General features: G+C 69.5%; 27 protein-coding genes, 1 tRNA gene and 1 pseudogene. 10 read left to right on the top strand and 19 right to left on the bottom strand.

The features are described from left to right. Positions 1-3: 3 nt before the first annotated feature. The 7 genes from ACEXQC_RS12330 to ACEXQC_RS12300 all read right to left on the bottom strand — a co-directional run bounded on the left by ACEXQC_RS12330 (position 4) and on the right by ACEXQC_RS12300 (position 5,191). Entirely contained in the window at positions 4-375 is a 372-nt protein-coding gene (locus ACEXQC_RS12330) for a response regulator (RefSeq protein ID WP_374822470.1), read from the bottom strand. A gap of 172 nt (positions 376-547) precedes the next feature. Then, entirely contained in the window at positions 548-2,167 is a 1,620-nt protein-coding gene (groL, locus tag ACEXQC_RS12325) for a chaperonin GroEL (RefSeq protein ID WP_374822467.1), read from the bottom strand. Positions 2,168-2,298: 131 nt separating this feature from the next. Further along, positions 2,299-3,366 (bottom strand): DUF3048 domain-containing protein, encoded by a 1,068-nt coding sequence (locus tag ACEXQC_RS12320; RefSeq protein WP_374822465.1) that lies wholly within the window; start codon positions 3,364-3,366, stop codon positions 2,299-2,301. A gap of 53 nt (positions 3,367-3,419) precedes the next feature. Further along, positions 3,420-3,623 carry a cold-shock protein gene (locus ACEXQC_RS12315; protein WP_374822462.1) on the bottom strand — a complete coding sequence of 68 codons (204 nt, stop codon included), beginning with the start codon at positions 3,621-3,623 and terminating at the stop codon, positions 3,420-3,422. Between the two features lie 153 nt (positions 3,624-3,776). After that, positions 3,777-4,337 carry a LytR C-terminal domain-containing protein gene (locus tag ACEXQC_RS12310; protein WP_374822459.1) on the bottom strand — a complete coding sequence of 187 codons (561 nt, stop codon included), beginning with the start codon at positions 4,335-4,337 and terminating at the stop codon, positions 3,777-3,779. Positions 4,338-4,352: 15 nt separating this feature from the next. Further along, positions 4,353-4,646 carry a DUF3263 domain-containing protein gene (locus ACEXQC_RS12305; RefSeq protein ID WP_374822458.1) on the bottom strand — a complete coding sequence of 98 codons (294 nt, stop codon included), beginning with the start codon at positions 4,644-4,646 and terminating at the stop codon, positions 4,353-4,355. Between the two features lie 80 nt (positions 4,647-4,726). Beyond that, the gene (locus ACEXQC_RS12300; RefSeq protein WP_374822455.1) at positions 4,727-5,191 is read right to left on the bottom strand and encodes a GNAT family N-acetyltransferase; all 465 of its coding nucleotides are present in this window, start codon (positions 5,189-5,191) and stop codon (positions 4,727-4,729) included. A 55-nt stretch (positions 5,192-5,246) separates the two neighbouring features. On the opposite strand from ACEXQC_RS12300, the gene msrB reads away from it, so the two are divergent. Genes msrB through ACEXQC_RS12285 form a run of 3 tightly spaced genes read left to right on the top strand, consistent with a single transcriptional unit; the run spans position 5,247 to position 7,413 of the window. Beyond that, positions 5,247-5,654: a peptide-methionine (R)-S-oxide reductase MsrB gene (gene msrB, locus ACEXQC_RS12295; RefSeq protein WP_374822452.1), complete on the top strand. Its 408-nt coding sequence runs from the start codon at positions 5,247-5,249 to the stop codon at positions 5,652-5,654. Positions 5,655-5,671: 17 nt separating this feature from the next. Next, positions 5,672-6,199, top strand: a complete 528-nt coding sequence (locus ACEXQC_RS12290; RefSeq protein ID WP_374822551.1) for a nitroreductase family protein — start codon at positions 5,672-5,674, stop codon at positions 6,197-6,199. Continuing rightward, the gene (locus ACEXQC_RS12285) at positions 6,196-7,413 is read left to right on the top strand and encodes an MFS transporter (protein WP_374822449.1); all 1,218 of its coding nucleotides are present in this window, start codon (positions 6,196-6,198) and stop codon (positions 7,411-7,413) included. Before ACEXQC_RS12290 ends, ACEXQC_RS12285 begins: the two co-directional genes overlap by 4 nt. On the opposite strand, the gene ACEXQC_RS12280 is transcribed toward ACEXQC_RS12285, so the two are convergent. Further along, a tRNA-Thr gene (locus ACEXQC_RS12280) sits at positions 7,387-7,459 on the bottom strand. The genes ACEXQC_RS12285 and ACEXQC_RS12280 overlap by 27 nt on opposite strands. A gap of 73 nt (positions 7,460-7,532) precedes the next feature. Further along, on the bottom strand, positions 7,533-8,453 hold the full coding sequence (locus tag ACEXQC_RS12275) for a DsbA family protein (protein ID WP_374822446.1): 921 nt from the start codon (positions 8,451-8,453) through the stop codon (positions 7,533-7,535). Positions 8,454-8,647: 194 nt separating this feature from the next. On the opposite strand from ACEXQC_RS12275, the gene ACEXQC_RS12270 reads away from it, so the two are divergent. Further along, positions 8,648-9,748, top strand: a complete 1,101-nt coding sequence (locus ACEXQC_RS12270) for an ABC transporter ATP-binding protein (protein WP_374822443.1) — start codon at positions 8,648-8,650, stop codon at positions 9,746-9,748. A gap of 3 nt (positions 9,749-9,751) precedes the next feature. Beyond that, positions 9,752-11,038 carry a DUF4032 domain-containing protein gene (locus ACEXQC_RS12265; protein WP_374822440.1) on the top strand — a complete coding sequence of 429 codons (1,287 nt, stop codon included), beginning with the start codon at positions 9,752-9,754 and terminating at the stop codon, positions 11,036-11,038. Between the two features lie 6 nt (positions 11,039-11,044). Here the strand turns inward: ACEXQC_RS12265 and rlmB are convergent, their stop codons facing one another. The 4 genes from rlmB to ACEXQC_RS12245 are packed head-to-tail and all read right to left on the bottom strand — an operon-like array spanning position 11,045 to position 15,343. Beyond that, complete coding sequence (gene rlmB / locus ACEXQC_RS12260) at positions 11,045-12,208, bottom strand: 23S rRNA (guanosine(2251)-2'-O)-methyltransferase RlmB (protein WP_374822437.1); 1,164 nt, start codon at positions 12,206-12,208, stop codon at positions 11,045-11,047. Then, positions 12,201-13,634 (bottom strand): cysteine--tRNA ligase, encoded by a 1,434-nt coding sequence (gene cysS, locus ACEXQC_RS12255; protein WP_374822434.1) that lies wholly within the window; start codon positions 13,632-13,634, stop codon positions 12,201-12,203. The genes rlmB and cysS overlap by 8 nt, the downstream gene beginning before the upstream one ends. Positions 13,635-13,643: 9 nt before the next feature. After that, the gene (ispD, locus tag ACEXQC_RS12250) at positions 13,644-14,849 is read right to left on the bottom strand and encodes a 2-C-methyl-D-erythritol 4-phosphate cytidylyltransferase (protein WP_374822431.1); all 1,206 of its coding nucleotides are present in this window, start codon (positions 14,847-14,849) and stop codon (positions 13,644-13,646) included. 11 nt (positions 14,850-14,860) lie between these two features. Further along, on the bottom strand, positions 14,861-15,343 hold the full coding sequence (locus ACEXQC_RS12245; protein ID WP_374822428.1) for a CarD family transcriptional regulator: 483 nt from the start codon (positions 15,341-15,343) through the stop codon (positions 14,861-14,863). A gap of 126 nt (positions 15,344-15,469) precedes the next feature. On the opposite strand from ACEXQC_RS12245, the gene ACEXQC_RS12240 reads away from it, so the two are divergent. Next, on the top strand, positions 15,470-16,063 hold the full coding sequence (locus ACEXQC_RS12240) for a hypothetical protein (RefSeq protein WP_374822425.1): 594 nt from the start codon (positions 15,470-15,472) through the stop codon (positions 16,061-16,063). A 9-nt stretch (positions 16,064-16,072) separates the two neighbouring features. Here ACEXQC_RS12240 and ACEXQC_RS12235 read toward each other — a convergent pair whose 3' ends face one another. Continuing rightward, positions 16,073-16,753 carry a winged helix-turn-helix domain-containing protein gene (locus ACEXQC_RS12235; RefSeq protein ID WP_374822422.1) on the bottom strand — a complete coding sequence of 227 codons (681 nt, stop codon included), beginning with the start codon at positions 16,751-16,753 and terminating at the stop codon, positions 16,073-16,075. After that, positions 16,750-17,889, bottom strand: a complete 1,140-nt coding sequence (locus ACEXQC_RS12230) for a sensor histidine kinase (RefSeq protein WP_374822548.1) — start codon at positions 17,887-17,889, stop codon at positions 16,750-16,752. Before ACEXQC_RS12230 ends, ACEXQC_RS12235 begins: the two co-directional genes overlap by 4 nt. A 163-nt stretch (positions 17,890-18,052) precedes the next feature. Between ACEXQC_RS12230 and phoU the strand changes: the two genes are divergently transcribed. After that, positions 18,053-18,712, top strand: coding sequence for a phosphate signaling complex protein PhoU (gene phoU, locus ACEXQC_RS12225; protein ID WP_374822419.1), 660 nt, complete (start codon positions 18,053-18,055; stop codon positions 18,710-18,712). Between the two features lie 68 nt (positions 18,713-18,780). Here phoU and ACEXQC_RS12220 read toward each other — a convergent pair. Together ACEXQC_RS12220 and ACEXQC_RS12215 are read right to left on the bottom strand one after the other, a co-directional pair. Further along, positions 18,781-19,017, bottom strand: a pseudogene (locus ACEXQC_RS12220) (zinc-binding dehydrogenase); the annotation flags it as partial. A gap of 98 nt (positions 19,018-19,115) precedes the next feature. Further along, entirely contained in the window at positions 19,116-19,868 is a 753-nt protein-coding gene (locus ACEXQC_RS12215; RefSeq protein ID WP_374822417.1) for a phosphoglyceromutase, read from the bottom strand. A gap of 11 nt (positions 19,869-19,879) precedes the next feature. Here ACEXQC_RS12215 and ACEXQC_RS12210 point away from each other — a divergent pair, with 11 nt between their 5' ends. Continuing rightward, positions 19,880-20,698: a class I SAM-dependent methyltransferase gene (locus ACEXQC_RS12210; RefSeq protein ID WP_374822414.1), complete on the top strand. Its 819-nt coding sequence runs from the start codon at positions 19,880-19,882 to the stop codon at positions 20,696-20,698. Positions 20,699-20,718: 20 nt separating this feature from the next. Here ACEXQC_RS12210 and ACEXQC_RS12205 read toward each other — a convergent pair whose 3' ends face one another. After that, positions 20,719-21,150, bottom strand: coding sequence for a hypothetical protein (locus ACEXQC_RS12205; protein ID WP_374822412.1), 432 nt, complete (start codon positions 21,148-21,150; stop codon positions 20,719-20,721). Between the two features lie 67 nt (positions 21,151-21,217). Next, a complete protein-coding gene (locus tag ACEXQC_RS12200; RefSeq protein ID WP_374822409.1) occupies positions 21,218-22,129 on the bottom strand; it encodes a pseudouridine-5'-phosphate glycosidase in 912 nt (303 codons plus the stop codon). Positions 22,130-22,221: 92 nt separating this feature from the next. Here ACEXQC_RS12200 and ACEXQC_RS12195 point away from each other — a divergent pair, with 92 nt between their 5' ends. Then, entirely contained in the window at positions 22,222-23,127 is a 906-nt protein-coding gene (locus ACEXQC_RS12195; protein WP_374822406.1) for a LysR family transcriptional regulator, read from the top strand. Positions 23,128-23,149: 22 nt separating this feature from the next. Continuing rightward, positions 23,150-23,761: a phosphoribosylanthranilate isomerase gene (locus ACEXQC_RS12190; protein ID WP_374822403.1), complete on the top strand. Its 612-nt coding sequence runs from the start codon at positions 23,150-23,152 to the stop codon at positions 23,759-23,761. The last annotated feature ends 1 nt before the right edge of the window (position 23,762 follow it).

Here is a 23,762-nt window from a genome sequence, read left to right as displayed (position 1 = left end):
CCGCTACCCGGTCGGGAAGATGGTGTCCATCGTGCGTGCGACCTGCCGGAAGGTGAACGGCTTCGGCAGCACCGCATCTGCGGCCGGATAGTCCTCCGCGTCGAGCACCGAGGTCACGACGAGCCGTGAGCCCGCCACCTCGGCCTTCATCGCCTCGACGAGCTGCCAGCCGTTCATTCCCGGGAGGAGCAGATCGACCACGGCGACGGTCGGCTCGATGCGTCGGTAGGAGTCCATGGCGGCCTCGGCCGAGCCGACGACCGAGACGGAGAAGCCCAATCGTTCCAGGTGCACCTGGAGAAGATGCGCCTGATCCTCGGAATCGTCGACGATCAGAGCGGAACGCCCCGCGTGGGGTGCCGGATGCTGTGGCACGACACCCTCTTCCTGCCCACGACGATCCGTTGACCCTCTCCGTGAAGAGTACATCCCACACGCCCGCAGGGCGCGTCGCGCCCGTCGCGCCGGGCGGGGACCGGCGCGGGAACGCGAGAACGCCGTGCCGGCCCCGAAGGGGCCGACACGGCGTTCTCGTGTTCGAACTAACTCAGAAGTCCATGCCACCCGTGGGGTCGCCGGCCGGAGCCGCGTTCTTCTCGGGCTTGTCGGCCACGACGACCTCGGTCGTCAGGAACAGACCGGCGATGGACGCCGCGTTCTGCAGAGCAGAGCGCGTGACCTTCGCGGGGTCGATGATGCCGGCGGCCAGCAGGTCGACGTACTCGCCGGTGGCGGCGTTGAGGCCCCACCCGTAGTCGAGCTCGCGCACCTTGGCGGCGACGACGCCCGGCTCCATGCCGGCGTTGAAGGCGATCTGCTTCAGGGGCGCCTCGATGGCGACCTTGACGATGTTCGCACCGGTGGCCTCGTCACCCTTGAGGTCGAGGTTGGCGAACGCGGTCTTGCCGGCCTGGATGAGGGCGACGCCACCACCGGCGACGATGCCCTCTTCGACGGCGGCCTTGGCGTTGCGCACGGCGTCTTCGATGCGGTGCTTGCGCTCCTTGAGCTCGACCTCCGTGGCGGCACCGGCCTTGATGACCGCGACACCTCCGGCGAGCTTGGCGAGGCGCTCCTGGAGCTTCTCGCGGTCGTAGTCGCTGTCGCTGTTCTCGATCTCGGCACGGATCTGAGCCACGCGACCGGCGATGGCCTCGGCGTCGCCGGCACCCTCGACGATGGTGGTCTCATCCTTCGTGATGACGACCTTGCGGGCCTGACCGAGCAGGTCGAGGGTCACGTTCTCGAGCTTGAGGCCGACCTCTTCCGAGATGACCTGGCCGCCGGTGAGGATCGCGATGTCCTGCAGCTGCGCCTTGCGGCGGTCGCCGAAGCCGGGGGCCTTGACGGCGACCGACTTGAAGATGCCGCGGATCTTGTTCACGACCAGGGTCGCGAGCGCCTCTCCGTCGACGTCCTCAGCGATGATGAGGAGCTGCTTGCCGGTCTGGATGACCTTGTCGACGATCGGCAGCAGGTCCTTGATGTTCGAGACCTTCGAGTTGACGATCAGGATGTAGGGGTCTTCGAAGACCGCTTCCTGGCGCTCGGGGTCGGTCACGAAGTACGCGGAGAGGTAGCCCTTGTCGAAGCGCATGCCCTCGGTGAGCTCGAGCTCGGTGCCGAAGGTGTTCGACTCCTCGACGGTGACGACGCCTTCCTTGCCCACCTTGTCGATGGCCTCGGCGATGATCGCGCCGATCTCGGGGTCGGCGGCAGAGATCGACGCGGTGGCGGCGATCTCTTCCTTGGTCTCGATCTCCTTGGCGTTCTTGATCAGCTCGGCGGAGACGGCGGCGACGGCCTTCTCGATGCCCTTCTTGAGCGAGATCGGGTCGGCGCCGGCGGCCACGTTGCGGAGGCCTTCCTTCACGAGCGCCTGGGCCAGCACGGTGGCGGTGGTGGTGCCGTCGCCCGCGACGTCGTCGGTCTTCTTGGCGACCTCCTTGACGAGCTCGGCGCCGATCTTCTCGTAGGGGTCGTCGAGCTCGATCTCCTTGGCGATGGACACGCCGTCGTTGGTGATCGTGGGAGCGCCCCACTTCTTCTCGAGCACGACGTTGCGGCCGCGCGGGCCGAGCGTGACCTTCACGGCGTCGGCGAGGATGTTCAGGCCGCGCTCGAGACCGCGGCGGGCCTCTTCGTCAAAAGCAATGATCTTTGCCATATGTGTTTCTCGTCCTCCCTGGACGTATTCAAAGATTCGGTGTTTAGCACTCGGTGTTCCTGAGTGCTAAGTCAATATTGGCACTCGGGATGCGCGAGTGCAAGTGAGGCACCGTCGCGTGAGGCGGAGAGCTACGCCGAGGGAGGGAGGAACGTCACACTGCCCTGCTCGTTGGGCACGAGCTCGACCCAGGTGTTGCCGGGAGCCAGCCGGAGGGTGGCGCCCAGATCGTCGGTGAGGCGGATCGGCGAGGTCGCGGCATCCTTCGACCAGGTGGCGTGCACCGTCTTGCCACCGGTGCTCACCCACGCCTCGCCCGAGGCCACCATCACGGCCTGGGGCACCTCGGCGTCGTAGTCGTAGACCTCGTCGACCCGCAGCGTCACGACGTTGACCGCCGAGAGCTGAGCGCCCTCGGAGTCGAGGTCGGGGGCGCCCTCCTGCGAGCGCAGCCACGTCGACGACGCCTCGTCCCAGCTCCAGCTCGGGTAGCGCTCGTCGGAGAAGACCAGCGAGACGCCCGCCGTGGGGTCGCCTTCGAGGGCGGCCGTCGACGACGGCACGTCGTAGGAGTAGGCGAACTGCTGCGAGGGGGCGGCGAGGTCGAGGTGCTCGGAGACGAGCTCCTGGGCCCGCACCACGACGTCGTGCGGGCTCTCCTTGCCGTCGATGCGGTAGAACGTGGCCTCGGTGTCGCTCTCGCCGTGGATGGCGTTGTACACCGGGGTGTCGCGCATCATGTCGACGAACTGCTCCTGGCCGCCGGAGAACGCGATGATGCCCCCGAGGGGAGAGACGATGTCGGGGTCCATCGGGCGGATGGACCGCACCGGGCCGATGAGCTCGGGCACATCCGACTGCCAGATGGCGACGTAGCGCGTGAGCCCGCCCTCGACGAGCTCCTCGAACACGATGTCGGTGCGCTCGAGGCCGAGCTGGGGCCTGGCCTCTTCGTGGTTGTCGACCTTCGCGGCGAGCGACGGCCCCGTGAGGGAACCCTCGGCCACGAGCGTCCCGCGGAGGGGAGCCGGCACGAGAGGTGCAGGCTCCACGTAGTCGGAGGAGAAGGCAGCTGTGGGTGTGACGGTGTTCTCGGGCACGGGCTCCGACTCGCTCGTGCAGCCGGCGAGGGCTGCGGCGAGAGCGACGACCACGCACCCTGCTGCGACGCGCACGGCATCCGATCGACGACTGACCACCAGGTCAGACTAGCGTCGAGCGGCGCGAGGCGAACCGAGCCGGTCGCGGCGCGTCACGCGAGGCGCACGGACTCGGCCTGCGGCCCCTTGGATCCCGTGCCGACCTCGAAGACGACCGCCTGGCCCTCTTCGAGCACCTTGTACCCCGCCATGTCGATCGCGGAGTAGTGGACGAAGACGTCCTGCCCGCCCCCGTCGACGGTGATGAAGCCGTAGCCCTTTTCAGCGTTGAACCACTTCACGGTTCCGTTCGCCATCGTTACTCCCAAGTGCTGTGTTTCTGCAGGAGCGGCACAGTTTGCCACGCCCGTTTTCAGATACTAATCACCGGGGAACGGGCTGCGCGGTGAATTCCCGACATCGTGATCGCAACTCAACACGACCGAAACACGCGCGAAATATTGGGCGACTCAGGCGACGGGCGCCTCGAGGCCGGGGCCCGCGTAGTCGGTGCCGATCACGGCCGTGAGGGCGGCGCCCGGGAAGCTCGAGGAGAGCTCTGTCGCTGCTCCTCCGAGCAGCTGCGCGAGGCCGAGGGCCGCGGCCTCGTTGGCCGGGTCCTCGTAGTAGACCGTGGTGGTGGCGAAGTCGGTCGTGCTCGCGTTGGCCTGCGTGGCCACGTTCCACCCGCCGGCTACAGCGGCCTCGCCCACGCGCCCCGCGAGACCGACGTTCTCCGTGCCGTTGAGGATGGTCACGGCGAGTGTGCCGTCGGTGATCGGGGCCACGGCCTCGGGGGTCGCGGTCTCCTCGGGCGCGGTCGTGGCGGCGGCGCTGTTGGAGTCGGTGAACTGGATATTGTCGTTCACGACGGCGAGGTACACGATGCCGCCGCCCACGAGGAGCACCGTGGCGAGCGCCGCCCAGGCGAGCACCATCCAACCGCGGCCTCGCTGCGCGGGGCCGCGGTGCGCACCCACGCGCTCTCGGTGGGCGGGCAGGCGGTCGAAGCTGTCCTCGGGGAATGACATGGCTGAAGCGGTGTCCTAGTCGTCGCGCGAGAGGAGGCGGGCGGACCGTGCGGCCAAGCGCGCGTCGCGCACCCGCTGGAGCCTCGTGATGAGCATCGGGTCGTGGGCGAGCGCGGCCGGGGAGTCGATCAGCGCGCCCAGCAGCTGATAGTAGCGGGCCGACGAGAGGTCGAACTCCTTGCGGATGGCCTGCTCCTTCGCGCCGGCGTGCCTCCACCAGCTGCGCTCGAAGCGGAGAATGCGCGCATCGCGGTCGCCGAGAGGGGACGAGGTCGCCACGGGCGCCTGGGTGCTGTCTGCAGTCGTCACGGAACGGTCCTCCTCTCGAACGTCAGCCACATCATATTGGCGGAGAGCTTGGGAGGAGCCGATAGCCACGCGAGGCACCGTCAGCCGGCCGTCGCCCGCCGGTACATGGAGAGGTGCGGGATGCCCGCCTCGAGGTACTCCTCGCCGAACGGCTCGAAGCCGACCTCCTGGTAGAGCTGGGCGATGTAGCTCTGCGCGTGCAGCATCATCGCCTCGTTCCCCCAGTCGTCGATCACGCGGGCGAGCAGGAGGCGGGCCAGCCCCCGGCCCCGGTGCTGCGGATGCACGACGACGCGCCCGATCACCCGGCGCGCGTCCGCGTGCTCCGGCTCGGCATCCTCGAGCACCCGGAGGTAGGCGGCGGTCACGCCCTCAGAGGCGATCCAGTAGTGCAGGGTGGCCGGTTCGGCGTCGCGCCAGTCGAGCTCGCTGTCGTCGACCTTCTGCTCCACGTAGAACACGTCGGTGCGCACCTTGATGAACGCGTAGAGCTCGTCGACCGAGAGTTCGCTCCAGCGCTTCCGGATGATGGTGGGAGCGGGCACCCGCCCGAGTTTATCTGGGAAGATGTAAGGTCCCCCAGCGCACGCAGGAGCAGTCATGAACTATCAGGTTTCCAAGTCGAACGATGAGTGGCGCGACGAGCTCTCGCCGGACGAGTTCGCGGTGCTCCGCCAGGCCGCCACCGAGCGCCCGTGGACGGGTGAGCTGCTCGACGAGAAGCGCGAGGGCACCTACAGCTGCCGCGCGTGCGGGCACGAGCTCTTCCGCAGCACCACCAAGTTCGACTCGCACTGCGGCTGGCCGAGCTTCTACGACGCCTCGGACTCGGATGCGGTCGAGCTCATCGAGGACCGCTCGCTCGGCATGCTGCGCACGGAGGTGCGCTGCGCGAACTGCGGCTCGCACCTCGGGCACCTCTTCGACGACGCCCCGCAGACCCCCACGGGCGACCGCTACTGCATGAACTCCGTCTCCCTCACCTTCGCGCCGGAGGGCGGCGCGTGAGCGGCGTCCACGCGGCCATGCTCGCCAGGCGCTCCTCGTCGAAGGTCACCGAGGTGAGCCCCACCCACGCCGAGATCGTGAGCGCGGTCGAGGCGGCCGGCCAGCTCGCCGACCACAGCGGCCTGCGCCCCTGGCGCGTCATCGAGATCCGAGGTGACTCCCGCGACCTCGTGGGCGACGCGTTCGCGAAGGCCGAGGGCAAGAAGGGGAGGGACGCGGAGAAGTACCGTCAGAAGGCGCGCCGCGCTCCCCTGCTGCTGGCGATCGTCGCCTCCCTCGGCTCCCGCAAGGTGCCGCGCTGGGAGCAGGAGGCCGTCGCCTCCGGAGTGGCCCACAACCTCACCCTGCTGCTGGACGACGCCGGCTGGGGTGTGTTCTGGCGCACGGGCGACCAGACTCGCTCGAAGGCCGTGCGCAAGGCCCACCGCCTCGACGAGAACGAGGAGCTGCTCGGCTGGCTCTACGTGGGAGGGCTCCCGGAGCGCGCCAGGCGCCCGCGGGCCAAGGGTCGCATCAAGGCGCACGAGCACCTCTCCAGTCTGTGACGCCGGCTCGCCGCCAGCTCGCGATCCTCGCCCTGGCGCTCGGCGGCTTCGGCATCGGCGTCACCGAGTTCGTCACGATGGGGCTGCTGCCCGACATCGCGGCCGACCTCCTGCCCGCCCAGTACGCCGCCGACGCAGCATCCGCCAACGCTCAAGCTGGCTGGCTGGTCTCGGCCTACGCGCTCGGCGTGGTGGTGGGTGCGCCCACCATCGCCGCTCTCGCCGCGAGGTGGCCGCGAAAGCGCCTGCTGCTCGCGCTCGTGGCCGTCTTCGTGGTGGGCAACCTGCTCTCCGCCGTGCTGCCCTCGTTCGAGCTCGTGCTGGCCGCGCGCTTCCTGAGCGCCCTGCCGCACGGCGCGTACTTCGGCATCGCCTCGCTCGTGGCGGCCTCGCTCATGGGCCCCGACCGCCGGGCCCGCGGTGTGGCCTTCGTGCTCGGCGGGCTGGCCATCGCCAACGTCGTGGGGGTGCCCTTCGGCACGTACCTCGGTCAGACCTTCGGCTGGCGGAGCGCCTACCTCCTGGTCGCCGTGATCTTCGTGGTCACCCTCGCCGCGATCGTCCTGACGGTGCCGTTCAGCCCCGGCGATCCCACCGCCACCCTGCGCAACGAGCTCTCGGCGTTCACCCGCCTGCAGGTGTGGCTCACCCTGCTGCTCGGATCGGTCGGCTTCGCGGGCATCTTCGCCGTCTACACCTACATCGCGCCCGTTGTCACGGATGTCGTGGGTCTCGGGGAGGGCTTCGTGCCATGGACGCTCGTGGCCTTCGGCGTCGGCATGACCGTGGGCACGTTCCTGAGCGGCTGGCTGACCGACAGATCGGTCAAGCTCTCGCTCGTGATCAGCCTCGTGGGTGTGGGGGTCTCGGTGCTGGCGTTCGCGCTCTTCGCGCACACCGCCCTCGGCCTCATCGTGTGCATCACGCTGATCGGCCTGTTCGCGGGCAGCTGCTCACCCGCCGTGCAGACCCGACTCATGGATGTCGCGCACGACGCCCAGTCGATCGCGGCCGCCCTCAACCACTCGGCGCTCAACATCGGCAACAGCCTGGGCGCGTTCCTCGGCGGACTCGTGATCGCCGCCGGCTTCGGCTACCTCTCCCCCGCGGTGGTGGGAGTAGCTCTCGCGGGGCTCGGCCTCGTGGTGCTCGCGCTCTCGTTCACCGTGGAGCGCCGCACGGCATCGGGCCGGCCACGGGACTCGAACCCGTAACCCCCGCTTTACAAGAGCGGTGCGCTACCAATTGCGCCAGGCCGGCTGGGTGGAACACCCCATTGTAGCCACGAGGTGGCCACGAGCCGGGCAGGCCCCGAGGCAGCGCTCGCGAGCGGTCAGCCCGCGGGCGTCGGGGTGGGCGTGGGGGTCGACGTGGAGGTGTCGTAGGCCTCGCCGGCCACCTGCACCACGAACGCCGCGAAGGCATCCGCGTCGGTGAGCGAACCGGTGTACTTCTCGCCGTTCACGAGCACGGTGGGGGTGCCCGTCACGGGCTCGTCGTCTGCAGCACCCGGCAGCGGGTCCTGCAGGGCACGCGACGTGGAGTCGGCCACGAAGCCGCGGAAGGAGGCGTCGTCGATGCAGGTCTCGATGTCGCTCTGCGCGGTGACTCCGGCCTCGGTCGCGAGCTCCTTGAGCGTGGCGTCGTCGAGACCCTCGGAGTTCTCCTCCGGCTGGTTCTCGAACAGCAGGCGGTTGAAGTCCCAGAACTGGTCGGGCGAGTAGTTCGCCACGCACGAGGCGGCGTTCGCGGCCCGGGTGGAGTAGCGCGTGCCGAGCGAGGAGCGGTCGAGGATGGAGAGCGGGTGCACCTCGACGGTCGCAGCGCCCGACTGCAGCCACTCGGTCATCTGCTCGTTGTTGGTGGCCTCGAACTGGCCGCAGTACGGGCACATGTAGTCGATGTAGGTGCGGATGTCGACGACGCCGGAGTCGGGGTCGGTGACCGTGGGCTGCGGCGCCTCGCCCGCAGCGAGCGCGGGAGTCGTGGTGGCCGTCAGGCCCTCGCCGATCTGGATGCCGTCGCTCGCCATGTTGAGCGGTCCGGGGCCCTCGGGGCGGAGCGTTGAGGTGATCACGAGGGTCACACCCACGATGATCGCGATCACCACGACGCTCAGTGAGCTGATGAGGATGACGCGATTGCGCACGTCCTTCTTGCGCTGTTCCTCGCGGAGCTGCTTGGCCTTCTGCTGGGCGGCCTCACGTCGCTCGTTCTTCGACTGGCGTGAATCTCCGGCTCCGCTGATGCTCATGCGTGTAGTACTCCGTGGGTCGTGGGGGATGACTCCAGGATAGTAGGCACGCACTCTGGGAGTTGACCGCGCACACCCTGCGAACAGGGCGACATGTCATACTGAGAGGTGGACCGTCGACGGCGTCGGTCCGGATTCAATCCATCACAACGGATCGTCCGGCACGTACCTGCCGGTGAAGGAGACATTCAATCATGGCATCTGTCACATTCGACAAGGCGTCCCGCATCTACCCGGGCGCCACGCGCGCCTCGGTCGACAAGCTCGACCTCGAGGTCGCCGATGGCGAGTTCCTTGTGCTCGTCGGCCCCTCCGGCTGCGGCAAGTCCACCTCCCTGCGCATGCTCGCGGGCCTCGAAGAGGTCAACGAGGGCCGCATCCTGATCGGCGACCGCGATGTCACCGACATCCCCCCGAAGGATCGCGACATCGCGATGGTCTTCCAGAACTACGCTCTCTACCCCCACATGACCGTGGCGGAGAACATGGGCTTCGCCCTCAAGATCGCCGGCGTCGGCAAGGACGAGCGCGCCACCCGCGTGCTTGAGGCCGCCAAGCTGCTCGACCTCGAGCCCTACCTCGCGCGCAAGCCCAAGGCGCTCTCCGGTGGTCAGCGTCAGCGCGTCGCCATGGGCCGCGCCATCGTGCGCCAGCCGCAGGTGTTCCTCATGGACGAGCCGCTGTCGAACCTCGACGCCAAGCTCCGCGTGCAGACCCGCACCCAGATCGCGTCGCTCCAGCGCCGCCTCGGCGTCACCACGGTCTACGTCACCCACGACCAGACCGAGGCGCTCACCATGGGCGACCGCATCGCCGTGCTGAAGGACGGTCTGCTGCAGCAGGTCGGCACTCCGCGCGACCTGTACGAGAAGCCCAACAACGTGTTCGTCGCCGGCTTCATCGGCTCCCCCGCCATGAACCTCTTCCACGCCGACCTGGCCGACGGCGGCGTGCGCTTCGGCACCTCCGTGGTGCCCGTCGACCGCGCGACCCTCGCGAGCACCAAGGCCACGAGCGCCACCATCGGCGTGCGCCCCGAGGACATCGTGCTCTCCTCCACCCCCGGCGAGGGCCTCGAGGTGACGGTCGACCTGATCGAGGAGCTCGGCGCCGACGGCTACCTCTACGGCCACTCGGAGATCGACGGCAAGCGCACCGACATCGTCACGCGCGTCGACGGCCGCTCGCACCCGTTCGTGGGCGACAAGGTGTACCTCACCGCCGCCCCGAACCACGTGCACCTCTTCGACCTCGAGACCGGCGAGCGTCTGAACAACGCCCCCGTCGGCGCGTAGTCCTTGGCGCTCTCCCTCTCGATCACCTCCGCCACGGCGGATCCGGCCCTGCTGGATCTGCCGTGGCACCTCCCCTTGGACGAGTGGCCCGACGAGTACATCGCGGCGCTGCCCAAGGGCATCTCCCGGCACCTCGTGCGCTTCGCCCATCTCTCCGGCCACATCATCGCCATCAAGGAGACGACGGATGAGATGGCCAAGCGCGAGTACGAGATGCTGCGCAACCTGCAGAAGCTCGACATCCCGTGCGTCGATCCGCTCGCCGTCATCACCAACCGCACGGGTGACGACGGCGAAGAGCTGCGCTCGGTGCTCGTCACCAGGCACCTGAAGTTCTCGCTCCCCTACCGGGCGCTGTTCTCTCAGATGCTGCGGCCCGACACCGCCACACGGCTCGTCGACGCACTCGCCCTGCTGCTCGTGCGCCTGCACATCGCGGGCTTCTTCTGGGGCGACGTCTCGCTCTCGAACACCCTCTTCCGCCGGGATGCCGGTGCCTTCGCCGCCTACCTCGTGGATGCCGAGACGGGTCAGCTCTACGATGGCCTCTCGAACGGGCAGCGCGAGAACGACCTCGAGATCGCGCGCGTCAACATCGCGGGCGAGCTCATGGACCTCGAGGCCGGCGGCCGGGTGGATGAGGATCTCGATCCGATCACCCTGTCGAACGGCATCGTGGCGGCGTACCGCTCGCTCTGGAAGGAGCTCACGGGCTCGGAGTCGTTCAGCTCGTCGGAGCGCTGGCGCATCAACGAGCGCGTCGACCGCCTCAACGACCTCGGTTTCGACATCGAGGAGCTCGCCATCAAGACGACCGAGGGCGGCACCACGGTGCGCATCCAGCCCAAGGTCGTGGATGCCGGCCACCACCAGCGCCGACTGCTGCGGCTCACGGGGCTCGACGCCCAGGAGAACCAGGCGCGCCGACTGCTCAACGATCTCGACTCCTACACCGCGCGCTTCGGCCGCAAGGAGTACGACGAGGAGATGGTGGCGCACGAGTGGCTCGCGAAGGTCTTCGAGCCCGTCATCCGCGCCATCCCGCGAGATCTTCGGGGCAAGCTCGAGCCGGCCGAGATCTTCCACCAGCTGCTCGAGCACCGCTGGTTCATGAGCCAGAAGCAGAACCGCGACGTGCCGCTGGCCGAGGCGCTCACCGACTACGTCGACACCGTGCTGAGGCACCGACGCGACGAGGCGACCGTGATCGACCCGCCCACCGGCGCCTTCACGCTGCCGATCCCGACCGTCGCGGGCGACGACGACACCGACTGGCGTCTGACGGTCTAGCGCCGCCTAGGCCTCCGTCGGTGCCTGAGCCTCGGCGGCGGCCTGGGTCTCTGCGGCGGCCTGGGCGTCTGCGGCCTTCGCGGTCTGGGCGCGCTCGTAGTGAGCCGCCTTGGCCGCGGCCTTCGCCGCCTTCTTGTCGCCGCGCTGGCGAGCGATCTCGTAGAGGGTGACCGAGGCCGCGATGCCCGCGTTGAGCGACTCGGTGCCCGACGAGATGGGGATCGAGACGATCGCGTCGCAGGTCTCGGTGACGAGGCGCGAGAGACCCTTGCCCTCGTTGCCCACCACGACCACGATCGGACCGTCGGCGAAATCGAGCCCGGGGAGGTCGGTGTCGCCTCCACCGTCGAGCCCCACCACGAAGACGCCGGCGGCCTTGAACGACTTGAGGGTCTGCGTGAGGTTGGAGGCCATGGCCACGGGAGTGGTGGCCGCAGCTCCCGCCGAGGTCTTCCACGCCGAGGCGGTGACGCCCACGGAACGACGCTGCGGCACGATCACGCCCTGACCGCCGAACGCGGCCGTCGAGCGGATGATGGCGCCGAGGTTGCGCGGATCCGTGATGCCGTCGAGGGCCACGAAGAGCGGCTTCTGGCCGCGGCGCAACACCTCGTCGAGCAGGGTCTCCGGGTGGGCGTACTCGTAGGGCGGCACCTTGAGGGCGAGGCCCTGGTGCACGGCGTCGTGGCCGGAGAGGCGGTCGAGCTCGGGCCGCATGACCTCCATGATGGGGATGCCGCGCTTTGTGGCGAGCGACAGCGCCTCCTTGACGCGCTCGTCGACCTCCACACGGAACGCCACGTAGAGCGCCGTGGCCGGGATCTTCGCGCGGAGCGCCTCGACCACGGAGTTGCGGCCCGTCACGATCTCGGCGTCGTCGGCCTTCTTGACGCGGCGGGCGGGGGCCTGGCGGGCCGAGCCCTGCTCGGGCGACCGCTCGTTCGACGACCGGGCGCCGGGGCGCCCTCGGCCACCGGCCGCGGCGAAGCGCTCGCGCGCCGCCTTGGCCTTGCCCGCGGGGTGGTAGGGGCGGTCCTCCGCCTTGGGCGTGGGCTTCTTGCCCTCGAGGGCCTGCCTGCCCTGGCCGCCGGAGCCGACGGCCTTGGCGCCCTTCGTTCCTCTGCGGACAGCGCCGGCCCGTGAGGGGCGACCCGTTGTGTTCTTAGCCATCGAGACTCCAGTGCGCGCCGGTGGGCGTGTCTTCTATCGATATTCCGGCCTGTCCGAGTTCGTCCCGGATGCGGTCCGCGGTGGTGAAGTCGCGGTCCTTGCGTGCCGTCTCCCGGTCGGAGACGAGGCTTTCGACCAGCGTAGCGAGTGCTCGCTCGGCCGAGTCGTCGGTGTTCGACGCCCATTCGGGCGCGAGGGGGTTGATGCCGAGCACATCCGTCATGGCGAGGACCTCGCCGAGCAGGGTGGCGGTGAGCGCGAAGTCCTCGTCGTCGAGGGCAGCATTGCCGCGGCGCACGGTCTCGTGGATGACCGCGAGGGCCTGGGGCACACTCAGGTCGTCGTCCATCGCCTCGGCGAACTCGGTGGGCACCGCGAGCTCCGCGGTACCGGCGAAACGGGTGCCGGCCAGTCGGCGCTCGGCGCGCTCGAGGAAGCCCTCGATGCGCGAGACAGCCGCCTCGGCCTCCTCGAGCGCTCCGTCGTGGTACTCGAGCGTGGAGCGGTAGTGCGCGGCTCCGAGGTAGTAGCGCAGCACCACCGGGCGGGCGGAGGCGATGAGCTCGGCGGCGAAGATGGAGTTGCCGAGCGACTTCGACATCTTCTGGCCGGTCACCGAGACGAGGCCGTTGTGCAGCCAGTAGTTGGCGAACGGATCGCCGGCGGCGTGCGACTGGGCGAGCTCGTTCTCGTGGTGCGGGAAGCGCAGGTCGAGGCCGCCGCCGTGGATGTCGAACTGCGGGCCGAGGTACTTCGTGGACATGGCCGAGCACTCTATGTGCCACCCTGGGCGGCCGGCGCCCCACGGGCTCTGCCAGGCGGCGGTGGCCGGCTCGCCCTCCTTGTGCCCCTTCCACAGGGCGAAGTCGCGCACGTCGCGCTTGCCACGCGAGTCGGAGTCGGCCGCGGGCGCCATGTCGTCGAGATCCTGGTGGGTCAGCTCGCCGTAGGAGGGCCAGGAGGCGGTGTCGAAGTAGACGTCGCCCGTGCCGTCGTCGGTGGCGTAGGCGTGACCGGCCTCGATGAGGCGGGAGATGATGGCCTGCATCTCGGGGATGGAGGCGGTGGCCCGCGGCTCGTAGGTGGGCGGCAGCACACCGATGGCGTTGTAGGCCGCCGTGAACTCGAGCTCCACGCGGTAGGCCAGGGCCCACCACTCCTCCGCGCTCCCCGCCTTCGCGCTCTCGGCCGCGTTGACGAGGATCTTGTCGTCGATGTCGGTGACGTTGCGCACGAAGGTCACGGCGAATCCGGTGTGCGCGAGCCAGCGCCGCAGCAGGTCGTAGACGAGGGCCGAGCGCAGGTGGCCGATGTGCGGGGAGGACTGCACGGTGGGGCCGCACACGTAGATGCCCACCCGGCCGTCGACGAGAGGAGTGAAGTCGAGGAGGGCGCGGGCCTTCGAGTCGTGGAGGCGGAGTGTCACCGGAGTAGTTTACGGGGCCAGGACGAGGGCCGTGGCGATGGCCGAGAGGCCCTCCCCGCGACCGGCGAAGCCCAGACCGTCCGTCGTGGTGGCCGAGACCGTGACCGGGGCACCCAGCAGGGAGGTGAGGAGCGACTCCGCCTCGGCCTTGCGGGGAGCGAAACGGGGGCGGTTGCCCACGAGCTGCACGGCCACGTTCACAATCGAGAAGCCGGCGTCGGTGAGGATGTCGAGGGTGCGGCGCAGGAAGACGTCTCCGTGCGCTCCCGCGAGGGCCGGGTCGTCGGTGCCGAAGCGCGTGCCGAGGTCGCCCTGCCCCGACGCCGAGAGCAGGGCGTCGCAGATGGCGTGCACCACAACGTCGCCGTCGCTGTGCCCGTCGAGGCCGCGCTCGCCCGGCCAGTGCAGACCGGCGAGCCACAGCTCGGAGGCGGTGGAATTCGCCGATACCGCGGGCGCCTCGTCGGCGAAGGCGTGGGCGTCGACCCCGAGGCCGGTGCGGATGCGGGTCATGCTGCTCCTGCTGTCTCGGGAGGCACCGGCGAGCTCGTCGGCGCGTTCGAGGTCGTGGGGGGTGGTGATCTTGAAGGAACGCGCGTCGCCCGCCACGACGGTGACCGCACGGCCGAGGGACTGCACGAGGGCCGCATCGTCGGTCACGTCCTCCGTGGCGGAGGCGTAGGCCTCGGCGAGGAGAGCCAGCGGAAAGCCCTGTGGGGTCTGCACGGCGGTGAGCCGCGAACGGTCGACCGTCTCGAGCACCCGACCCCCGCCGTCGACGCCCTTGATGGTGTCGGTCACGGGCATGCCGGGGATGACACCGGCGGCCGACGCCCGCACCTCGGCGATCACCCGCTCGAACACCTCCACCGGGGTGAAGGGCCGCGCGGCGTCGTGCACGAGCACCACGTCGACCGAGGAGCCCAGAGCGGCGAGGCCGGCCTGCACCGACTGCTGCCTGGTGTCACCTCCGGCGACGACCGTGCACGGCAGCCCGAAGGGGTCGACCTGCCGATGGGCATCGGAGGCCAGACCGGCGGGAGCGACCACCACGAGCTCGACGGGTTCGGATATTCCGCACACGGAATCCATCGCCCACGACAGGATGCTGCGCCCGGCGACCTCCACGAACGCCTTGGGGCGAGCGAGCCCCAACCGGGTGCCCGATCCAGCCGCGACGACGACGACCCCGACGGTGGGGGCGAGCGACGACACGAACGGTGCTGCTAGGAGGCCAGCACCTCGTCGAGGACCACGGAGGCCTTCTCCTCGTCGGTCTTCTCGGCGAGAGCGAGCTCGGAGATGAGGATCTGACGCGCCTTCGCGAGCATGCGCTTCTCGCCTGCCGACAGGCCGCGGTCCTGATCGCGGCGCCACAGGTCGCGCACGACCTCGCTCACCTTGATGACATCGCCGGAGGCGAGCTTCTCGAGGTTCGCCTTGTACCGACGGGACCAGTTGGTGGGCTCCTCGGTGAACGGCGCGCGCAGCACCTCGAACACCTTGTCGAGGCCCTCACGGCCGATCACGTCGCGGACACCCACGAGATCGACGTTGTCGGCAGGGACCTCGATGGTGAGATCGCCCTGCGTGACACGGAGTTTGAGGTAGATCTTCTCTTCGCCCTTGATGACCCGGGTCTTCACTTCGGAGATCGTCGCCGCTCCGTGGTGGGGGTAAACGACTGTCTCGCCAACCTCAAAAAGCATGAATGGATGTCCTTCCGTGACCTCTAGGATACCACAGGGGGTATGTGGTAAGGCTGACCTAACCAGACCCTCGAGGCGCGCCCGTTGTAGGCTGAAGCCAAAGCGTCGACGACTCTGGAGGGTCTTGTGAGAGCTCGGTTCGCGGCATCCGTTCTAGTTGGTGCCCTGCTCGTGTTCGGCACCGCGGGGTGCGCGTTCGTGACCCCTCAAGCCACCACGGAGATCGTCGAGGCGTCTGATGGGGTGAACGCCGACACCGGCGACGTCGCCATCCGCAACGCCATCGTCATCAGCGAGGACGGCACGCTCGGCAGCCTGCTGGTCTCGTTCGTCAACAACGGCTCGTCCGCGACCCGCGTGACCGTGCAGTACGAAGACGGCGAGAGCGGCGAGCGCGTCACCCAGACCGTCTCGGTCGAGGGCGGCGGGGCCATCACGAGCTTCGGCGACTCGGATCGGGAGGACATCCTGCTCTCGAACATCTCGGAGCCCGGCAGCCTCGTGCCCATCTACTTCCAGGCCGGCGATGCCGAGGGTGTGCAGGTGCTCGTGCCCGTGCTCAACACCTCGCTGCCGGAGTACACCGGGCTCGCGCCGACGGTCACGCCGACTCCGACGCCGACCCCCACGCCCACTCCGACCCCCACGGTCGAGCCCACCCCGGCTCCCACGGAGGGCGCCCCGGCCGAGGGCACCGAAGGCACCGACCCGGCCGAGTAGCCCTCTCGGCTACCCCTCGAAGCGGTAGCCGAGACCCCGCACGGTCACGAGCAGCACGGGCTCGGAGGGCACCGACTCGATCTTCGAGCGGATGCGCTTGATGTGCACGTCGAGCGTCTTGGTGTCGCCGAAGTAGTCGGATCCCCAGACCCGGTCGATCAGCTGACCGCGCGTCAGCACGCGACCGGCGTTGCGCAGGAGCAGCTCGAGCAGCTCGAACTCCTTGAGCGGCATCGCCACCTCCTTGCCGCCGACCGACACGGTGTGCCGCTCGACGTCCATCGACACGGGGCCGGCCGACAGCAGCGGCTCGGCGGCGTCGATGGCCTCCACCTGGCGGCGGAGCACGGCGCGGATGCGCGCGAGCAGCTCCCTGGTGGAGTACGGCTTGGTGACGTAGTCGTCGGCGCCGAGCTCGAGCCCCACCACGATGTCGATCTCGGAGTCCTTGGCGGTGAGCATGATGATGGGCACCTGCGAGCGGGTGCGGATCTCGCGGCACACCTCGGTGCCGGGGATGCCGGGGATCATGAGGTCGAGCAGGATGATGTCGACTCCCCCGCGCTCGAACTCGCTGAGGGCACTCGGCCCGTCGGGTGCCACGGTCACGCCGTAGCCCTCGCGCCGCAGCAGGTAGCTGAGCGGCTCGCTGAGCGCGGCCTCGTCTTCGACCAGAAGGATGTGGGTCATCGTTGTCTTTCTCCTCGCGACGCGGCCGATTCGGCCGTGGCTTCGGGTAACCGGATGGTGAAGGTGGAGCCCTGCCCGATCTGGGACCAGGCACGGATGTCGCCGCCGTGGTTCTGCACCACGTGCTTGACGATGCTGAGACCGAGGCCCGTTCCGCCGGTGTTGCGCGAGCGCGCCTGATCCACCCGGAAGAACCGCTCGAAGACCCGACGCAGATCGGCCTCGGGGATGCCGATGCCCTGGTCAGTGACCACGAGCTCGACCACGCCGTCGGCGTGGTGCACACCCACGCCGATCCGCGAGCCGTCGGGCGAGTACTGCACGGCGTTGGCGATGAGGTTATTGAGGGCGAGGGTGAGCAGCGTCTCGTCGCCCATGACCTTGACCTTCTTCGACCCGCCGACCGCGATCGTCATGCCGCGCGCATCTGCCACCACGTGGTTCTGGTCCACGGCGGCCGAGACGATCGCGCTGATGTCGACGACCTTAGCCGTGGCGAGCACGTCGGTGGACTGCAGTCGCGAGAGCTCGATGATCTCGCGCGTGATCTGGGTGAGCCTCAGGGCCTCTGTACCCATGCGCTTCGCGAAGCGGCGCACCTGCTCCGGGTCGTCCGAGGCCGGCTCGAGGGCCTCGGCGAGCAGCGAGATCGCACCGATGGGCGTCTTGAGCTCGTGGCTGATGTTCGCGATGAAGTCGCGGCGCATCTCCTCGAGCCGGTAGGCCTCCGTGCGGTCCTCCGCGAGCACGAGCAGGTAGCGGGCACCCAGCCGGGCGACCTGCACGTCGAGGTGGATGAGCGCGTCGCCGAACGGACCGCGGGCGAGGGTGACCTCTCTGCTCCGCGATTCCCCCGTGGTGCGCACCTCGGCCACCATGGCGAGCATCTCCTCGTGCACGAGCAGGCCATTGGAGACGAGTCCGTAGGTATAGGCGATCTCGGAGGCCTTGACCACGTTGTTCGAGGGGTCGAGCACGAGCCCCGCGAAGTCGAGGGCGTCGACCATGTGCCCGATGCCGTCCGGCACTCCGCTCGCCGCGACGGCGACGGCGTCGTTTCCCCGCCGTTCAGCCAGGTGGAGCACGATCACGAAACCTGCGCCGACGAAGAGGCCGAGTGCCAGAGACAACAGCACCAACCAGCCTGTTTCCATACGCACTAGACTAATGAGTCGCCGAGCCCCGGGTTTCCTTCCCGGCCGCGCGAGGCTCCCGCTTCGTCGAGTGTTCAACTGCGCGGCACCCGTCGTTAACCTGGCCCGGCGAGTATGGCCGTACCGAAGAAAGGACCCTGCACGCATGCGTGAGGTATTCCAGCAAGAGCTGCGTGAGGTACAGGAGCGTCTCGTCGAGATCTCCGAGCTCGTCACAGTCGCTATCACCAACGCCACCACGGCATTCAACGAGTCCAACGTGACCCTGGCCGAGACGGTCATCGCGGAGGACCCCAAGATCGACTCGCTCGCCGCGAGCCTCGACGAGCTGGCCATCAACATCCTGGCCCTGCAGCAGCCGGTCGCACGCGACCTGCGCATCGTCGTGACGGCGCTCCGCGTGAGCGCCTCGCTCGAGCGGATGGGCGACATCGCGGAGCACATCGCCCAGCTGGCGCGCTACCGCTACCCCGACAAGGTCGTGAAGAAGAGCCTGCGAGCGACCTTCTCCGAGATGGGCCGGCTCGACGTGGAGATCGCGAAGAAGCTCACGGTGCTCCTCAAGACGGAGGACGTGGCCCTGGCCGACGAGATCCGCAACGACGACGACCAGATCGACGAGCTGCACGTGAGCGTCTTCGACGCCGTGCTGGGCGCGCACTGGAAGGGCGAGGCGGTCGACACGGTCGACGTCACGCTCGCCAGCCGTTACCACGAGCGCTTCGCCGACCACGCGGTCTCGATCGCCAAGAAGGTGCAGTACCTGGCAACGGGCGAGTGGCCGGGCGGCACCTCCAACCCGTAACCGCGCGTTCACCTTCGAAGCCCCCGGCTGCTGCAGAGCACCGGGGGCTTCGTCGTGCGCGGCACCCCTCACATCACGATGATGGCGCGGCCGGTGATCTCACCGCGGTCGAGCAGTGCGAACGCCTCCCCCGCCTCCTCGAGCGGGACGCGGCGGGTCACGGCGTCGCTCACGAGCTCGAAGGTCTCAGAGCGGCCCAGCGCCTCGAAGGCCACGTGAACTCCCTTGCCTCCCGTGGCCTCGCGCACCACGGCGAGCGCATCCTCGGTGCGGGAGTTGACGACCACGTCGGCCCCGAGCTCGCGGGCGGCGGCGAGTGGGGGTGGTCTCCACGCTGAGCGGGAGACCCGTGCCGTTCCAGATCGCGGCCCTCATCGACTCCGTTGTCGACTCGGCCACGGTGCTACTTCTTGCCCTGCGCGGCCACGGCGGCCGCTCCGGCGGCGGCGGCCTCCGGGTCGAGGTACTCGGCGGGGCCGGTCGGCACGAACGAGGCGTCGAGCCGGTAGACGAGCGGGATGCCGGTGGGGATGTTGAGCTCGGCGATGTCGTCGTCGGAGATGCCGTCGAGGTGCTTCACGAGCGCGCGCAGCGAGTTGCCGTGGGCCGTGACGAGCACGCTCTTGCCGAGGGCGAGATCCGCCGTGATGTCCGACTCCCAGTAGGGCAGCATGCGGTCGATGACGTCTTTGAGGCACTCGGTGCGGGGCACGTCGTCGCCGAGGTCGGCATAGCGGGGGTCGCCCACCTGCGAGTACTGGTCGTCGTCGGCGATGGGGGGCGGCGGCACGTCGAACGAGCGGCGCCAGGTCTGGAACTGCTCAGGACCGTACTCGGCGAGGGTCTGCGCCTTGTCCTTGCCCTGCAGGGCGCCGTAGTGGCGCTCGTTGAGGCGCCACGAGCGCTTGACGTCGATCCAGGAGCGGCCGGCCTCGGCGAGCGCGAGCTCCGCCGTGCGGATGGCTCGGGTGAGGCGCGACGTGTACAGCACGTCGGGGAGGATTCCGGAGGCCGCCAGCAGCTCACCCGCACGGGTGGCTTCGCCGACGCCCCGCTCGGAGAGATCGACGTCGACCCACCCGGTGAACAGGTTCTTCTGGTTCCAGTCACTGTTTCCGTGGCGCAGCAGGATGAGGGTGTAAGGCTCTGTGGGCATGGCTCCATACTATGGGGAGCATGCCGATCGGTGCCGTGACCCGTGGGACGACGAACACCAACCGGCTGCGTCGGGTGGACCGGTTCATCACGACCCTCCCCGTGCTCAGCCGCACCGCGGATCCGCTCGTGGTCGACCTCGGCTACGGGGCCAGCGGCGTGACCGCCTTCGAGCTGCAGGCACGCCTCGCGGCCGTGCGGCCCGACGTCGAGGTGCGCGGGCTCGAGATCGCGCCGGAGCGCGTGGCCACCGCCACCGCCCAGCTCGAGGAGGTGCGCGAGGGGCGCTCGACGTTCGCGCCGGATGCGCGGGTCGACTTCGCGCTCGGCGGCTTCGAGGTGCCGTTGCCCGCCGGCCGGAGGGCGGCCGTCATCCGCGCCTTCAACGTGCTGCGGCAGTACGACGAGTCGGAGGTGGCGGGAGCGTGGGACCTCATGGTCTCGCGCCTGCAGCCGGAGGGCGTGCTCGTGGAGGGCACGTGCAACGAGGTGGGGCGCGTGGGCAGCTGGGTGGCGCTCGGCCACGACGGGCCGCGCACGTTCACGATCTCACTGCGGCTGGCGGGGCTCGAGCACCCCTCGATCGTGGCCGAGCGACTGCCGAAGGCGCTCATCCACCGCAACGTGCCCGGCGAACGGGTGCATCGCCTGCTCGTCGATCTCGATCGCTTCTGGCAGCACAACGCCGCCCTGGCGACCTACGGGCCGGTGCAGCGCTGGCTCGCCACCGTCGCCGCTCTCGCCGACGCGGGCTGGCCCGTGCAGACACCCAAGCGCCGGCAGCGGCTCGGCGAGCTCACCCTGCCGTGGTCGGCGGTGGAGCCCGCCTGATCCGCCGCTCGGGCACTCCCCTACTTGATGGGGAGCTCGACCTCCTGGTCGCCGACCCGCACGGTGAGGGGCTCGGTGGTGGTCACGAAGTCGGGGGTCCAGAACACCGAGGTGTGCGGCACGAAGTCCATGGTGCAGATCTGGTCGTCGGCCTGCGGCACGGTCGTGATCTCGACCGTGTTGCCCTCCCCGGCGGGGTCGACCACGATGATCTGCGAGCCGATCACGGGGCACGTGGAGCTGCCGGAGATGGCGATGCCGATCTGGGCGCCCTCGTGCAGCCAGAACGCCTGCAGCGCGGAGTCCTCGCCGGCCTCGCTCTCGGTGACGATCTGCTCCTCGTCGGGCAGACCGGAGAAGTTCTCGGTGGGGCCGGTGACCGTGCAGCCGGCCAGCGCGAAGGCGAAGGCGAGGGTGGTGACCGTGAGGGGAACGAGCTTTCGCATCTTCATGGCACTACGGTACCCAATCCTCGGCCTCGCCGATGCCATCCGGCCGCTTCCACGGCGAGGAATCCGACTACGCGCCGAGGGCGAGCGCGATCTGCGCGCCGAGGGCCACGTTGCCGCGGTAGACCTCCACGTTGACGTCGAGGCTCACACCACCGGTGGTGCGCTGCACGTAGTCGAGCAGGAACGGCGTGGTGTCGTTGCCGGAGATGCCCGCGGCGTCGGCTGCGGCGAGGGCCTCGGCGAGCACGGAGTCGTGCACGGCGGGGTCGAGCTGCTTGTCGGCGGCCACCGGATTCGCAACCAGAAGGGTCGACGCGATCTTGAGGGCGTCGCGCGCTGCGACGATGCGGGCGATCTCCTCGGGGCCGTCGACCGAGTACTCGATGTCGTAGCCGGAGTCGGAGATGTAGAAGCCGGGGTAGTCGGTGGTGCGGTAGCCCACCACGGCGAGGTTGAGCGTCTCGAGGCGCTCGAGGGTGAGCGGGATGTCGAGGATCGACTTGACTCCCGCGCTCACGACCACGAGCGGCAGGGTGGCGAGGGTGCCGAGGTCGGCCGACTCGTCGAACGTGGTCTCGGCGCCGCGGTGCACGCCGCCGAGGCCGCCGGTGGAGAAGACGCGCACGCCGGCGAGGGCGGCGAGGTAGGCGGTGGCGGCCACCGTGGTGCCGCCGTTCCACTTCTTGGCCGAGACGACGGGTACATCGCGCAGGCTGACCTTGGCCACCGCGTCGTCGTTCGAGAGGCGCACGATCTCGTCGGTGCTGAGGCCGACTGTGGGAACGCCGTCGACGAGACCGATCGTGGCGGGAACCACGCCCGCGGCGCGCACGGTCTCCTCGGCCTCGAGCGCGACCTCCACGTTGCGCGGGCGCGGCAGGCCGTGCGTGAAGATGGTCGACTCGAGCGCGAGCACGGGGCGACCCTCGGCCACGGCGGTGCGGACCTCGGGCGAGATGGCGAGGAATTCTGTGGACACGGTGTCTCCTGTTCGAAAGCTTCCCCTGAAGCCTACGAGGCGCGCGTTGATCGCAACAAGCCCACAATCGCGCCGATTGATAGGCTCACGCTATGGAATTCTCGCTGCGGCAGGTGGAGGCCTTCTGCGCCGTCGCCTCGACCCTGCACTTCGGGCGTGCCGCGGAGTCGCTCTTCGTGTCGCAGTCGGTCGTGAGCCAGGAGGTGCGCCGCCTCGAGCAGCGCCTCGACCTGTCGCTGTTCGACCGCTCCACCCGCTCGGTGGCTCTCACGGCCGCGGGTGCCGCCCTTCTGCCGGCCGCGCGCGGGCTCCTCGCCGGGGCCTCGGAGTTCGGTCGCGCCGCCGCAGCGGCAGGGCGCGCGCACTCCGGCCGGGTGGGCGTGGCGGCGAGCCCGAGCGCCATGAACGAGATCGTGCCCCGGCTGCTGCGGGTGGCCGAGGACGAGCTCGCCGGAGTGGCGATCGACGACCTCGCCGTCGAGACGGGCGACGTGGTGCACACCCTCGCCGCCGAGGAGGCCGACATCGGCATCGGCAGGTTCCTCGAGCCGGGCGAGCGACTCGTCATCGAGACCATCCGCCGCGAACCGCTGCTGGTGGCCCTCAGCACCCAGCACCGGTTGGCCGGATCCGCCTCCCTCGCGCTCGAGCAGCTCGGCGACCTGCCGCTGCTGCTGTGGCCCCGCGAGCGGAGCCCCGAGTACTACGACTTCCTGCTCGCCGCGTGCGCTGCGGAGGGGCTCGATCCGTTCGTGGTGGTGAGCCAGCCGCGCATCATCGGCAGCCGCTCGTACCTCATCGCGGAGAACCGCGCCTTCGGGCTCATCCCCGAGTCGTCGGCCGCGGTGACGGCGCCCGGGATCGAGGCGATCCCCGTGGCCTCCGGGGTGACCCTGCCGCTCGAGCTGGCCTGGCGGCGCGGTGAGTCGCGCGCCGACGTGCTGCGCGTGCTCGAGGTCGTGCGCCGACTCGGCCGGCAGTCCGCATCCGCTCTCTGACATCCCCTCGAAAGGCAGCACCATGTTCATCAAGATCTGCGGGCTGAGCACCGCCGACACCGTGCGCACGGCGGTCGACGCCGGGGCCGACGCCGTGGGCTTCGTGTTCGCCGCGGGCAGCCCGCGCACCGTCACCGCCGAGCAGGCCGCCCGCCTCGCCGAGGCGGTACCCGACGCCGTCGAGACCGTCGGCGTCTTCCGCGACCAGCCCCTCCGCGAGGTCGTCGCGATGGCTCGCGCGGCGGGCCTCGGCACCGTGCAGCTGCACGGATCGGAGCCCGACGAGCACCTCGAGGCACTCGCCGACGAGGGGCTGCGGGTCATCCGCGCGCTCTCAGCCGCAGACTACGCGCGCTCCTCGGTCGAGCGCCGGCGCCTCCTCGACTCGCACCGGCTCATCATCGACGCCGCGGAGCCCGGGGCCGGCGTGACCTTCGGCGAGGCCGAGCTCACCGAACGGCCCGAGGGATTCTGGCTGCTCGCCGGCGGTCTGACGCCGGAGAACGCCGGGCGCCTGGTGGGTGTCTTCCGGCCATCCGGCCTCGACGTGTCGAGCGGGGTCGAGAGCAGCAGAGGGGTGAAGGATCCCCGGCTCATCGAGGCGTTCATCGCCTCGGCACGCGCCGCCTCCTGAG

Source organism: Herbiconiux liukaitaii, from assembly GCF_041927495.1.
In the GTDB taxonomy this organism is placed as follows: Bacteria; Actinomycetota; Actinomycetes; order Actinomycetales; family Microbacteriaceae; genus Herbiconiux; species Herbiconiux liukaitaii.
This window is presented reverse-complemented; position numbering and strand designations above follow the sequence as displayed.

Excerpts from the sequence above, each read along its gene's own strand:
- groL (WP_374822467.1), bottom strand. The coding sequence starts at position 2,167 with ATGGCAAAGATCATTGCTTTTGACGAAGAGGCCCGCCGCGGTCTCGAG.
- ACEXQC_RS12315 (WP_374822462.1), bottom strand. The coding sequence starts at position 3,623 with ATGGCGAACGGAACCGTGAAGTGGTTCAACGCTGAAAAGGGCTACGGC.
- ACEXQC_RS12310 (WP_374822459.1), bottom strand. The coding sequence starts at position 4,337 with ATGTCATTCCCCGAGGACAGCTTCGACCGCCTGCCCGCCCACCGAGAG.
- msrB (WP_374822452.1), top strand. The coding sequence starts at position 5,247 with ATGAACTATCAGGTTTCCAAGTCGAACGATGAGTGGCGCGACGAGCTC.
- ACEXQC_RS12290 (WP_374822551.1), top strand. The coding sequence starts at position 5,672 with ATGCTCGCCAGGCGCTCCTCGTCGAAGGTCACCGAGGTGAGCCCCACC.
- ACEXQC_RS12275 (WP_374822446.1), bottom strand. The coding sequence starts at position 8,453 with ATGAGCATCAGCGGAGCCGGAGATTCACGCCAGTCGAAGAACGAGCGA.
- ACEXQC_RS12270 (WP_374822443.1), top strand. The coding sequence starts at position 8,648 with ATGGCATCTGTCACATTCGACAAGGCGTCCCGCATCTACCCGGGCGCC.
- rlmB (WP_374822437.1), bottom strand. The coding sequence starts at position 12,208 with ATGGCTAAGAACACAACGGGTCGCCCCTCACGGGCCGGCGCTGTCCGC.
- ACEXQC_RS12245 (WP_374822428.1), bottom strand. The coding sequence starts at position 15,343 with ATGCTTTTTGAGGTTGGCGAGACAGTCGTTTACCCCCACCACGGAGCG.
- ACEXQC_RS12235 (WP_374822422.1), bottom strand. The coding sequence starts at position 16,753 with ATGACCCACATCCTTCTGGTCGAAGACGAGGCCGCGCTCAGCGAGCCG.
- phoU (WP_374822419.1), top strand. The coding sequence starts at position 18,053 with ATGCGTGAGGTATTCCAGCAAGAGCTGCGTGAGGTACAGGAGCGTCTC.
- ACEXQC_RS12215 (WP_374822417.1), bottom strand. The coding sequence starts at position 19,868 with ATGCCCACAGAGCCTTACACCCTCATCCTGCTGCGCCACGGAAACAGT.
- ACEXQC_RS12210 (WP_374822414.1), top strand. The coding sequence starts at position 19,880 with ATGGGGAGCATGCCGATCGGTGCCGTGACCCGTGGGACGACGAACACC.
- ACEXQC_RS12205 (WP_374822412.1), bottom strand. The coding sequence starts at position 21,150 with ATGAAGATGCGAAAGCTCGTTCCCCTCACGGTCACCACCCTCGCCTTC.
- ACEXQC_RS12195 (WP_374822406.1), top strand. The coding sequence starts at position 22,222 with ATGGAATTCTCGCTGCGGCAGGTGGAGGCCTTCTGCGCCGTCGCCTCG.
- ACEXQC_RS12190 (WP_374822403.1), top strand. The coding sequence starts at position 23,150 with ATGTTCATCAAGATCTGCGGGCTGAGCACCGCCGACACCGTGCGCACG.